Origin of the sequence: Brachyspira sp., from assembly GCF_050873525.1 — a bacterium.
Taxonomy (GTDB): domain Bacteria; phylum Spirochaetota; class Brachyspiria; order Brachyspirales; family Brachyspiraceae; genus Brachyspira.
Genome location: NZ_JBNMIZ010000058.1, coordinates 1 through 12,926, shown reverse-complemented (window position 1 = coordinate 12,926; position 12,926 = coordinate 1). Strand labels below are relative to the sequence as shown.

12 protein-coding genes are annotated in these 12,926 nt (G+C 31.2%); 6 read left to right on the top strand and 6 right to left on the bottom strand.

From position 1 onward, the window contains the following. Positions 1-92: 92 nt before the first annotated feature. A complete protein-coding gene (locus ACR0QS_RS05635; protein WP_432632465.1) occupies positions 93-569 on the top strand; it encodes a chemotaxis protein CheX in 477 nt (158 codons plus the stop codon). Between the two features lie 101 nt (positions 570-670). Beyond that, complete coding sequence (locus ACR0QS_RS05630; protein WP_432632464.1) at positions 671-898, top strand: hypothetical protein; 228 nt, start codon at positions 671-673, stop codon at positions 896-898. Here the strand turns inward: ACR0QS_RS05630 and ACR0QS_RS05625 are convergent. Next, entirely contained in the window at positions 895-2,352 is a 1,458-nt protein-coding gene (locus ACR0QS_RS05625) for an HD-GYP domain-containing protein (RefSeq protein ID WP_432632463.1), read from the bottom strand. The two genes, ACR0QS_RS05630 and ACR0QS_RS05625, sit on opposite strands and share 4 nt — an antisense overlap. A 251-nt stretch (positions 2,353-2,603) precedes the next feature. On the opposite strand from ACR0QS_RS05625, the gene ACR0QS_RS05620 reads away from it, so the two are divergent. Beyond that, a complete protein-coding gene (locus tag ACR0QS_RS05620; RefSeq protein WP_432632462.1) occupies positions 2,604-3,395 on the top strand; it encodes a hypothetical protein in 792 nt (263 codons plus the stop codon). Between the two features lie 444 nt (positions 3,396-3,839). Here ACR0QS_RS05620 and pyk read toward each other — a convergent pair whose 3' ends face one another. Further along, positions 3,840-5,270: a pyruvate kinase gene (gene pyk, locus ACR0QS_RS05615; protein WP_432632461.1), complete on the bottom strand. Its 1,431-nt coding sequence runs from the start codon at positions 5,268-5,270 to the stop codon at positions 3,840-3,842. Positions 5,271-5,328: 58 nt separating this feature from the next. Here pyk and ACR0QS_RS05610 point away from each other — a divergent pair, with 58 nt between their 5' ends. Together ACR0QS_RS05610 and ACR0QS_RS05605 are read left to right on the top strand one after the other, a co-directional pair. After that, a complete protein-coding gene (locus ACR0QS_RS05610) occupies positions 5,329-5,856 on the top strand; it encodes a hypothetical protein (protein WP_432632460.1) in 528 nt (175 codons plus the stop codon). A gap of 22 nt (positions 5,857-5,878) precedes the next feature. After that, on the top strand, positions 5,879-6,235 hold the full coding sequence (locus tag ACR0QS_RS05605) for an adenine-specific methyltransferase EcoRI family protein (RefSeq protein ID WP_432632459.1): 357 nt from the start codon (positions 5,879-5,881) through the stop codon (positions 6,233-6,235). 331 nt (positions 6,236-6,566) lie between these two features. On the opposite strand, the gene ACR0QS_RS05600 is transcribed toward ACR0QS_RS05605, so the two are convergent. From ACR0QS_RS05600 to rpmF, 4 genes are all read right to left on the bottom strand, one after another. After that, complete coding sequence (locus ACR0QS_RS05600; protein WP_432632458.1) at positions 6,567-6,971, bottom strand: hypothetical protein; 405 nt, start codon at positions 6,969-6,971, stop codon at positions 6,567-6,569. 518 nt (positions 6,972-7,489) lie between these two features. Beyond that, entirely contained in the window at positions 7,490-8,344 is an 855-nt protein-coding gene (locus ACR0QS_RS05595) for a 3-oxoacyl-ACP synthase III family protein (RefSeq protein WP_432632457.1), read from the bottom strand. A 51-nt stretch (positions 8,345-8,395) separates the two neighbouring features. Continuing rightward, on the bottom strand, positions 8,396-9,415 hold the full coding sequence (plsX, locus tag ACR0QS_RS05590; RefSeq protein WP_432632456.1) for a phosphate acyltransferase PlsX: 1,020 nt from the start codon (positions 9,413-9,415) through the stop codon (positions 8,396-8,398). 29 nt (positions 9,416-9,444) lie between these two features. Next, positions 9,445-9,639: a 50S ribosomal protein L32 gene (rpmF, locus tag ACR0QS_RS05585; protein ID WP_432632455.1), complete on the bottom strand. Its 195-nt coding sequence runs from the start codon at positions 9,637-9,639 to the stop codon at positions 9,445-9,447. Positions 9,640-9,878: 239 nt separating this feature from the next. On the opposite strand from rpmF, the gene mutS reads away from it, so the two are divergent. Then, the gene (gene mutS, locus ACR0QS_RS05580; protein ID WP_432632454.1) at positions 9,879-12,521 is read left to right on the top strand and encodes a DNA mismatch repair protein MutS; all 2,643 of its coding nucleotides are present in this window, start codon (positions 9,879-9,881) and stop codon (positions 12,519-12,521) included. The last annotated feature ends 405 nt before the right edge of the window (positions 12,522-12,926 follow it).

Genomic DNA, 12,926 nt, shown 5'->3' with positions numbered 1-12,926 from the left:
ATTATTAATATAATATCAATAATCGTTTTTAATTTCCGATAATTTTTATTAAAGAATTTAAAAACGAATATTAAAATAAGCGAGTGATTAATATGTTTGATTTGGATGTAGTAAACGCTTTCAGTAAAGGCACTGTAATAATCTTAAAAAGTTATTTCAATTCAAAAGTTCTTAAAGGCGATGTGAGAATATATAGAAACGCAAATCATGTGGGAGGCGTTATAGTTTTTATAGGAATTACGGGAGATTTAAGCGGAAGGTTGATGTTTAATATGAGCAAGGCGACCGCGTTCAAATTGGCGTCCGCTCTCAACTCAGAATCGATTACCGTGATAGACGACATATTTGTATCGACTATAAAAGAATTTGTGAATATGGTTGCTGGAAGCGCCATCAACGATTTATACACAAAACATATTGATTTGGATATGACTCCGCCAGCAATTCTTATGAGCGAACAGATTGCAATGCTCGAAAAAGAAAACGACAAAATTCTTTCAATTAATTATAAAACCGAATTCGGCGATATATTTATGAATCTAATTTTATTTAATCAGTCTAAATCATAAATTTATTAATGGTTAAATTTTTTATATTATTATTTATTTTAGTTTTGTTATTAAAATTTACTGTCGACAAAATTATCGTAATAAAAAAATCAAATCAATTTATGAACAAATATTTTTTTGAAGATAAACTTTACTCTGCCGAAGAAGTTTCAAATATTTTCAAATTGGATAAAGAACATTTTTTTTCGCTTATAAATACGCTTGAAAAATATAATTATTTTTCTTTTTTTAATAAAAGAGGAATAATTATGACGAAAGATTTTTATTCAAAATACGAACTTAAATATTTGATAAGGCTTTTATCAAAAAAACAAAAACTAAAAATTTAATCCAATTTTGCAGACATCAAATCTTTTTCTATAGAATTGCTTAAAAATTCCACAAACACATCGTATAAAATCGGGTCTAATTTTACCTGCTTCTCAATAAAATCTTCTCTCATTATATTAAGCGCTTCTTCTGGAGTGAAAGTTTTTCCGCCCCTATATTTTCTCGCTGGGTCCATAAGAGCGTCATAAACATCTATAATCTCGAGCATCTTTGCGGGAAAATAAGCGAAAGCCTCGCAATCGTCTATTGCTTTTGCATTATATGACATTATTCTTTGAATTTGAAAGCCTTGATATTTTTCAGTTTTCATATTATGCAGTTTTTCGTAAGGTCCGTATCCCAAACCGTAATATTCATGATGCAAAGCGACAGTCAATATAACTTCTAAAGGATATTCGGAAGTCTGGCTTACCAATTTATAACTGTTGAATAAATGTTTTTTAATTCTTTCGTAGTCTCTTCCGTCCGCTCCCTCGAAGTAATCCAAATCTTTAACCTTTCCAACATCATGAAGCAAAGCGCCAACCGAATATGAATACATTTCCTGTTCTTCCACGCTTTTAATTCCCTGGTCTATGCAGTCTTCCACAGTTTTCAAATTATCATATATTTTATATTTTCCGCCAATCGTTTCCACGACTTTATCGTAGAATTTTTTATAGACTTTTTCGTAAACTGTTCTTATATTGTAAACGAGATGTCTTCTTTTGATTAAATTATTATAGAAAGTTAGAAAATTAACATAGGAAATAAAAACTCTGTTGGAATGCGCCATTACTCCGCCGTCCGAATAATTTTTTAATTCCGTAAAAATTTTTTGAGTTCCCGTATTATAAGAAAGCATATTTACTATCGTTGTAACCAAAGAGCTTGTGGTTTCTGTAATTTCCTGATTTTCAATTTTCGCTTGGTCTTGAGTTATTTCATTGTCTTTAATTTTTTTCATGCTTTCAAACATCGTAACTTTAGCTATAAGTCCGACATCGTTTCCAGCGTTTACTATTTGCTGCGCCGTATTTCTGTTTATTTTTGTTTTCTCGTCAACTTTAACTTCTTTAAGTTCTCTATTATAGGTTTCAATGATGCTTATTTTATCCTGATAAGTCATCTTTCCTATTTCTTTAATTCTTCTGTCAAGTTCCTCTTCGCATTCTTTCGGAGTTTTGAATACATAATTTGAGTTTGGCAAATTTGATTTTTCATTTTCTTTTATCGTTTTAAATTCTTTGATAAAAACTTTGAAATTTTTAGGGACATATAATTTAAGATTCGCGTATTTAGGATTATCCAATATTAAACTTAACTGCTCCGTGCTGAATTCCACAATTCCTTTTTCTTTATCCAGTCTGAATAATGGAATATTATGGGAAATTAAATAATCTTTTATATCGTTAATTTCGGTTAAACTTAATTCTTCAAATTTATTGGTTATTTCTTCGATTTCTATACTCATTTTAATTATTCCTTTTTTAATTAAAATTTAAAATTACAATTTATAACTAAAGTATATAATATTTTTAAAAAATTGAAATAATGAAAAAACTGAAAAATGATTAACTATTTTTAGTAATTGCAAAATATGTTATTACAATTAGGAAAGCGGAAATCTCAATAAAAAAATTCATAAAAACGCTTGAAAAATTAAAAAATATAAACTATACTACAAATATAAAATGTTTTAATAAATTACGGGAGGTTTCTATTATGAGACGATATTTTTATTTGGTAGCGATTTTAATGCTATTCGCTTCGGTTAATCTTTTCGGGCAGGATACAAATGCGCAGGAAGAGAAAATGGAAAATAAAGCTTGGAATTACATGAAAGGCAGAAGTTTATTCGGACTCAATTTCGGTCCAACTTTATACGCGGGAGTTTTCGACAATATTATCGGTTCGACTATTATTCCTTTAGACGAAATATTGACATCGGGAGGCGCGGACATTACTGGAAAGGATATGAAGAGAAGACATTGGGCTTTCGGTTTGGGTTTCAGTTATGATTTTGCTCCGCTTGATTTTATGAGCGTAGGATTAGATATAGGATTTGCAGTCGGAGAATTTGAAGTGTCTTTAAATAAAGTAAAGTATAGCACGATTCCCTGGTCTTTGAATGTTAAATTTTTCTTCTTCAAAAAAGCGCCTTTCGGATTTTTCTTATCTCCGAGATTTGGAGGAACGGCTATTAGGGCTACGGGTTCTTGGACGGACGCCGAAGTTTCTCAAAAAGTGAGCGGAGAAACGCGATTTCGTTCGGATGGAGGATTTTATATGTCGCTCGAACTGGGATGGAGAATACAATTATTCCCTAAAAGAGGAGCGGATTGGCCCGTTCAGGTCGGCATAGATGTTTCTTTATTCGATATAGGTTATTATGTGGTTCCTTGGAGTTCTACCATATTTAATAATAGTCTGTTTACCGAGATAAGCGGCTATCAAAAATTATTTAATATAAGAGCTTTAATACTTCCAAGACTTGGTATAACTTTGAGATTCTAATTTTTTGATTAAAATATTAATTTAATTCACACACTCAAGAACGGGCGAGGGTAAAACTTCGTCCGTTGTTTTTTATTAAAAACTTGTAATGATTATATTTAAATAGCAATTATGTTTAAATATTTTTCATTTTTTCTCTTTGAAAAGGGATACTTTCCTTATATATAATATAATTTTTGAAACCTCATGCAAAAGCGTGGGGTTCGCTTTTATTTAGTCCGTTATTTTTTTATTTATAGATTGATTCACTTTGTTCGCAATGACAAATTCTAAATTCTAATAACAAGGGGTTTTAACCCCTTGCATCATTTTGCAACTGCACACAATGGGCTGAAGCCACATTGTTATTAAGAATTGGATAGCTTCATTACATTTGCAATGACAAAATAAAAATTTGAAAGTAAAAACTTCGTCCGTTATTATTTTAAAATTGAAAAATATTTTTTAATGAACAATCACTATACGAACGCTGTTTTCCTGCCATCTTCCCTGCCATTTGCTTCCGCTGACTAATATCGCCGTATCTCCATGTTCCGCTAAATTATGTTTTATCAAAGTGTCTTCGAGTATATCAATCTGTCCGCCATGACTTATTCCCGCGCTAAAATTCAAATCTTCGGGCATTAATATCGTATAAACATTATGGCATATTGAAAGTCTATTGCATAAATCTTTATCCGCCGACATAAATACGATTGGAGTTTTCGGACGCTTCTTTGAAAGAGTTTTAACCGTCCATCCCGACCTTGAAAGAGCGATTATAACTTTATTTGGAATTCTATAAGACAAATAAGACGCGCTTTCGGATAAAGCGTCATTTAAACTTATATTTAAAGAATAGTCGATTTCTTTTTTGCCCATAATGGATTTTTCTGCCGATTCCACTATCGAAACCATAGCCTTAACAGATTCTATAGGATAATCTCCCGATGCAGTTTCAGCCGACATCATAACGACATCCGTTCCGTCCAAAACCGCATTTGCCACATCGCTCGCCTCCGCTCTTGAAGGCACGGGGCTTTTTGTCATACTTTCAAGCATTTGAGTCGCTATAATCGTTATCTTTCCCAAGTCGTTTGCCATTTTCAAAATTTTTTTCTGCCAAATAGGAACTTCGCCAAAAGGAATTTCGACTCCCAAATCTCCTCTCGCCACCATAACTCCGTCCGAATGTTTAATAATCTCTTCCAGATTTTCCAAAGATTGAGTATTTTCTATTTTTGAAACTATTCCGACATTTTGAAAATTATTGTCATCCAGAATTTTTCTAAGTCTTATTACATCGTCCGCTTTTCGCACAAAACTCATTCCCAAATAATTGACTCCGTTTTTAGCGGAAAATAAAGCGTCAGAAATATCTTTTTCGGTAAGAACTTCGGTTGTAACATGGGCGCCGGGCAAATTGATTCCTTTACCGCTCAAAATCGTTCCTCCCGTTATAACTTTGCATATTACTAATTTTTTAGATTCGTCTTTTGATTCTACAATTAATTGAATCGTTCCGTCCGCTATCAAAAGCATAGAACCCGCTTGAACATCATGAGCTATATTCGAGTGAGTCGTTGGAATAATATTTTCTTCGCTTATTTCTTTATAACCGCTTAATTTTACAATATCGTTTTCTTTAACCGTTATCGATTCTTTTAATTTTCCTATTCTTATTTTCGGACCTTGCAAATCCGCCAAAATAGAAACGGGCTTTTTCAAATCGTTTGAAACTTTTCTTACTATATCGATTCTGTTTGAATGTTCTTCATAAGTTCCGAAAGAAAAATTGAGTCTGCAAACATCCGCTCCGTTTTTTATTATATTTTTTATACTTTCTTCATCCGACCATCTTGGACCGAGAGTGGCTATAATTTTCGTCTTTCTCATAATTTATTCCCCCGCTTTTTAATATTCAAAAAATTTTAAAATATTATATAATAATCTTATGATTAAAACAATTAAAAATATATTATTATTCGCTTTTATTATAATTTTGTTTTCCTGCGAACAGAAAATTAAAACCGTCAATTTGGGAAATTTTTCCGTAGAAATCCCCGAAAATTTTGAAAGAGGATTTTTGAATGACGCCATAAATACCGATTCTACCGTTATTGATTACGAAACTTACGGAATAGAAACTAAAACGGCAATTTACGGAATAGAATATTCAAAATATAGATTTTCGGTTAATATAGAAAATATAAAAAATAGTATTATCAATAATTTAAGAAATCATTCATCGTTAAGAGAATATAAAATAGTTTCGGAAGGATATGCAAACGGAAAAAATAATTGCTATGAAGTTTTGAGCAGTTTTTATTACGGACCGAATTTGACTTATAATAAATCTTTTATTATGATTAATAATGGAAACGAAGTAATAAAAATTAGTTGTATGTATAATGCGAACAGTAAAGCGGACGACAAAAGAATAAATAATATAATCGCTTCCGTAAGATTAACTAATAATTAAAGTCAAGTAGGGAGCAGTAAAAATGGCAAAAACGAGCGCAAATGCAAATTTGCATAAAGCAAAAACCGAAAAGAAAGACGAATTCTATACTCAACTTAACGATATAGAAAACGAATTAAGCCATTATAAAGCGCATTTCAAAAATAAAGTCGTATATTGCAATTGCGATGACCGTTTGGCAAGTAATTTTTTTAAATATTTTTTCTTAAATTTTAAACATTTAGAATTAAAAGAACTTATTACCACTTGTTATAAAAGTCAAAATTTTAGAGAATTTAGCGCTGTCGATAAATCTTCAAAAAACGCTTTAATGTATTTTATGAAAAACGGCAATTTGGGTATAGTCGATTTGATTACAAGGGCGAGTTTGAATAGATAAATAAAAACCGAGCCTTTAATCAATAAAGATAAAGAACTCGGTTTTATTTTTCAGTAAATCAAAATTTAATCTGCCTAACTCTAAATTAATAATCTCAATTCTGTATCAATAATCTAATAACGAATATAATCGGTATTGAAAGCGTTATATTCAATATTATGCTTATTTCTATTTTTATATTTCGCATAATTCTTATTTCTCCTTTTTTATCTAAAATTAATTTTAAGTGAAAGTAAAACAGGATAGGCAATTCATAATATAAAAATATTAGAATTGCCATATGAATCTAGAATCAGTGAGATAGAAATGCAAAAAATTTTGCTTTTTCTACTTAATTGTTTGTTTTAGTAATATTGTAAGTAGCGCCGTCATATGCTAAAGTTCCAGCTGTAGAAGTGTCGAACGAAAAGGTATAAGTTCCTTTAAAAGTCCAACTTGTGTCGCTATTTTTTATTACTTCAGCATAGCTCCAGTTATAAGTATCTGAAGTTGTCATACCAGCATGTTGTTCTAAAACAAGATTATTTCTGTTTGTATTAAAAATCTTTAGAACTCCAGAACGAAGCTCAAGTGCCTGTCTAGAACTGTAATCGTTATATACCCAACCTCCATAATATTGGGATGGGATTTCTACTAATTCTTTTTCAGGCTCTTCATTCGATTTACAGCTTATAGACAAAGCCATAACTAAAGCTCCTACAACCAAGTAGGTAAAAATTTTTTTGATATTCGACATAATGAATATCCTCCTTGAAATAAAAATTTAAAATTTATAACTAAACAAGGATTTTTTATTTTCCTTGATAAGCTATCGAAAGTAAATTTGATTAAAGTTAAAAAAGATTTAACTAAATTTAGAATTGCAAAATTATTTTTTATCGTCATCGCCATTAGGCACACACGCTGAAAGCAGGCAGTCGCCGAGTGTGCGAGCGATAAAACCGTCATTGCGAGTGAAACGAAGCAATCCACACAGAATAGATTACTTCGGCTAACGCCTCGTAATGACAAAGAATGTTTAATTAAAGAAATTATTTTTTGCAATAGCAATGCGAGACAAAGCCTTATAAATAAAAGTTTGTCTTTTGAAAAATTAAAAAAGTTTAAACTACTTTGTTCGCGGTTCGCGGTTCGCGGTTCGCGGTGAACTGCAAATACTATTTATTAACTTTTTTATCATAGGTTGAATTATACGATATTTAGAATTTTTTGTCAACAGTTTAAATAAAAATTTCTTTTAAAAAATCCTAAAAGTCAATTTACGGAAACTACCGCAATCGCTTTAGTATAACCGCTTCCATAACCGCATAAAGCGACTTTACTATTGCTTTTTATACTTCCGTCTTCCAAAGCCATAGAAAAAGCCACGCCAACCGAAGCGCTTAAAGAAGAATGAGCGTTTTGCATTTTAGAATAAACTTTATCTTTATCAACCGACAAATTATTTACAAAATTATCGTAGGATTCTTTATTGAAATAAGAAGGAATGTAAAAATCCGCTTCTATATTATTTTTTGATAAAGTTTCTTTCACATATAAAGCGGCGTTTTTTGATTCTTCTTCAAAGATTTTATTATCTTTTATATAAATGAAATGTTCTTTATTAATTATTCCTTCTTTCGTATAAGGTTTTGCCGAACCGCCCATTGGAATATAGCAGTTTTCAAAAGCTTCTCCGTTCGTATCGGAATCTAAAAAATCTATTTGAATATTTGATTTCTCGCTCGTAACCAAAGCGACTACGCTTGCATCGTCAAATCTGTCAGTATCATCGCTTATATAAAAAGATTCTGATGAAACCGCTAAAATATTTTTGTATCTTTTACTTTCAACAAACGCGTGAGCCAATCTTAAAGCCGATATAAATCCCGTAAAATCGCTTTCTATGTCGAAACAAAACGCGTTTTTAGCTTTCAATTTTCCTCCAAGCATGCAGGCTGTGGAAGGATAAACATAATCTCTCGTTGTTGTCGCGCAGATTATAGCGTCTATATCGAGCGGATTCATTCCTTTAATAGCTTCTTTTATAGGCTCTAATACCAAATCTGACGAAGATATGCAAGTTTTTTCCGTTTTATAAGAATGTTTACAAGATTTTATATATACCATTTTAAAAATTTCCTTTTATAAATTTAATTTTTAATCTATAAAAATTATAAATTAAAAAATTCTTCTCTTTACTCCCGAATCGTAAAGTTCTTTAGCTATTTTTTCATTTATTTTAGCGTCCAAAAAATTATACATATTTAAAACGGCATTTTTTACTCCGTTTCCGCCCGTCTTTCCATGTCCGACAAAAGCTCCGCCGTTTAATCCCAAAAGTATAGCCGAACCTACCGAATCGGAACTCATTTGATTTCTCAAACTATTAAAAACGGGTTTCATCATAAGTCCGCCCATAATACTGATTGGATTTTTTTTAATTTCCGTTTTAAGCAAACTAACCATAAGAGTCGCCGTGCCTTCCATAGTTTTCAAAACCAGATTACCGCTAAAACCGTCCGAAATAACTACATCCGCTGAATCCGATTTAAGCATATCGTTTGGCTCGATGTTTCCGACAAAATTAATCTTTTTTACTTTTTCGAGTCTTTCAAAGAATTTTTTAGTTTCCGCGTTTCCTTTGCTATTTTCTTCACCGATATTTAAAAGCGCCACTCTCGGGTTATTTATTTTTAAGAATCTTTTTGCAAAAACTCTCCCCATAACGGCAAACTGCGCTATATAATCTGGAGTGCAGTCGACATTTGCTCCCATATCCATCATACAGAATTCGCCGTTTATTTTCGGAAGAGTTGAAACCAAAGGAGGACGCATAACGCCTTTAAGTCTTCCTACTTCGGTTAAAGCAGCCGCTAAAGTCGCTCCAGTATTTCCCGGGGAGAAAAAACCTTCCGCTTCCTTATTTGAAACTAATCGAGCCGCAACAAGAACGGACGCGTATTTTTTATGTTTTATTCCAACCGCTGGACTTTCGTTCATATCTATTATTTGATTGGTATGTTTTATATCCACTCTATTCTTATCGTATTTTAATTTTGACAACGCTCGGCTTATATTTTTTTCCCCGCCGACTAATATTAAGTTGACATCGTCATTTAACGATAAAGATTTGATAGCTCCGCCAACCAATTCCTCTATAGGTTTTTCGCCGCTTGCAACATCTATAGCTAAATTCATTAAAACTCCCGAATTATTTTATTATAATTTTATCCTTCGTTTTGAGATTTAGTGGCTTTTATAACTCTGTCTTTATAAAAACCGCATTCTGGACAAATTCTATGGGGCATTCTTTCCGCTCCGCATTGAGGACATATTGACAACGAACCTAAAAATCTTTTTTCGTTTGCCGCTCTCCTCGACATTTTTTTTGCTTTCGATTTTCTATGCTTTGGAACAGCCATTTATTAACTCCTTAAAAATTTATTTATAAATTTACTAATTATTAAAAATAATCAATTAATATGATACTATAATAAACCTTATTTGTCAATATATCGTAAATAATAGATTTTACTTCAAAATCTATAAAGATAATTTACGGAAATAATTTGATAAAACGAAAAAAATAATTTATACTAATCAAAATTAATAAAATTTAATATATTTTTAAATTTACAAATTTGTTTTTGGATTAATCAATATGGAAGATACTTTTTTCAAACCCGAAGCTGAAAAAGAAGAAGATACAAAACTCACTCCTATGATGAGGCAGTATAAAGAAATAAAAGATAAATATTTAGACAGCATTTTACTTTTTCGTATGGGAGATTTTTACGAAGCATTTTTTGAAGATGCTAAAAAACTATCTCAAATATTAAATATCACTTTAACAAAAAGAGCGAATGTTCCAATGGCGGGAGTTCCTCATCATGCAATACATGGTTATTTGTCGAGGCTTGTAAAATCGGGAGTGAAAATAGCGATTTGCGAACAGATGGAAAACCCGAAAACGGCTAAAGGAATAGTAAAGCGAGATGTGACTCAAGTAATAACTCCAGGGACAATTTCTGAAAATAGATATTTGGAATCGAAAAGCAATAATTATTTGGCTTCGATTATAGTTTCAAAGAGCGAGAGAAAAGCGGCAATATCGTTATGCGATGTTTCTACGGGAGAACTTTTTATCACCGAAATGGAAAACGAAAATTTGAAAGAACTTATAGACGAAATAACTGAAGATATTATAAGATTTTCGCCTAAAGAAATAATGACTATAGACTCGGTAAAAGAAAGCGAAATAATAAAAGAAATTCAAAAAAGATTTTCAAAAATATTTTATAGTCATACTACCGATTATACCGCAGAATATTCCTACGCTTATAAAACTCTCACGAATCATTTTAAAACTTTATCTTTAAAAAGTTTCGGAATAGAAGAGAAGCCTTTATTAATATCTTTACTCGGTTCTACAATTCGTTATATAAGCGAACTTCAAAAAAATTCTTTAGAACATATAACGGATATTAAAATTTACGATAAAAAGAATTCCATGACTTTAGATTATGCTACAATATCGAGTTTGGAAATTCTTGAAACGATAAGAAACGACAATAAAAAAATGACTTTATTCGATACGATAGATAGAACTAAAACTTCTATGGGTGCGAGATATTTAAAAAGAATTATCGTTGAACCTTTAACCAATATTGAAGAAATAAATAAAAGACTCGACAATGTGGACTTTTTTTATAAAGACGCAAAATTAACATATAAAATAATAGAGTCGCTTTCGGATATAGGAGATATAGAAAGGCTTTCTTCAAAATTGGCTTTGGGTAGAATAAATCCTAAAGAATTGGTAGCGTTAAAAAGATTTTTAATTTTATCTTTGGAAATTATTACCGAACTTGCGCTGAACGATTTTGAAGAGGCGAATTTTGAAGAAGCAACCGATATAAAATTGATAACCGATTTGATAGAGCGGGCGATATTGGAAGAACCGAAAATTGTAACAAACGAAGGCGATATGATAAAAGACGATTATAACGAGCAGTTAAAAAAATATAACGAAGCGAAAAGAGAAGGCAGAAACTGGATAAGCGAATTGGAAGGAAATTATAGACTCGACACGGGAATAAACAGTTTAAAAATAAGATATAATAATGTTATCGGATATTATATAGAAGTTACAAAACCGAATATATCTGCAGTTCCTAAAGATTTTATAAAGAGACAAACTTTAATCGGAACGGAAAGATTTACCACCGAAAAATTAATCGAATACGAAAAAATAATTAACGAAGCTAACGAAAAAAGCTGCGCTTTGGAATTTGAAATATTTACCGAAATAAAAAATAAAGTCAATTCTTATATCAATTCCATTTTAAAAACGGCAAAAATAATTTCAATAATCGATGTTTATACTTCGCTTGCATCTTTGGCGAAAGAAGATAATTATACAAAACCAATAATGACTGAAGACGGAATAATAGATATAAAAGACGGAAGGCATCCAGTCGTTGAAGCGAATTTGATTGACGAAAGTTTTATTCCAAACGACACTTATTTGGATAACGATAAAGAGCATTTGCTTATAATAACGGGACCGAATATGAGCGGTAAAAGCACTTATTTAAGACAAACAGCTTTAATAGTTTTGCTTGCTCAAATAGGTTCTTTCGTTCCAGCATCAAGTGCGAGAATATCTATAGTCGACAGAATATTTGCAAGAGTCGGAGCGAGCGATAATATTGCGAGAGGAGAAAGCACTTTTTTAGTGGAAATGAACGAAACGGCTTATATTTTGAATCATTGCACAAATAAAAGTTTAATCATTATGGACGAAATCGGACGCGGAACTTCAACTTATGACGGACTTTCAATAGCTTGGGCAATAGTGGAATATTTGGTTGGAGAAGAAAATAAAAAAGCGAAAACTTTATTTGCAACTCATTATCATGAACTCACTATGCTCGAAGAATTGGACGGAGTAAAAAATTATAAAGTCTCGGTTGAAGAATATAAAGACGAAATTATTTTTATGAAGAAAGTAATCGAAGGTTCGGCGGAATCGAGCTATGGAATTTACGCCGCAAAAATAGCGGGAGCGCCGAATAAAGTTATAAAAAGAGCTTCGGAAATTTTGAAGAAATTGGAAAACGAGGCTGGAGTTCAATTCGACAATATAGAATTAAATAAATCTTCCGAAATACTGCCTTTATATAATAGTGAAGAAATTATAAAAGAAAGCGAAATTGAAAAAGAAATTAAAAATTTGAATATTAACGAAATCACTCCGATTGACGCGATTAATTTGATAAGCAAGTGGAAAAGAGATTTGTAATTTTTTGATTTAAACCGTTGACAAAAAATTTTAAATGTTGTATAATATGTTTCAGTTAATATTAAAAAAATAGTTGACAAATTTTTTTAATATTATATAATTTGAAAAAGTTTAATTAGAATTATTTATTAATTAAAGAGAGGCTTAAATGAGTATCAATGCACTTGCAACGTTACGTTACGTTACGTTACGTTACGTTAACCTATTCATTTAAACTTTCTCGGCTTTTCTATTGCAAAAATCTTTTCATTAAATCAATTTATATTTTGTCCGTTCTTTGCGGATATTTTGGTTTCGATAACTTATCGGAGAAAATTAAAAATCTCCGTTTAGTTATAAATAAATTATCAAGGAGTTATCTATGAATAACAAATCCATTATAATTACTTTTTGTTTATTTTTTAT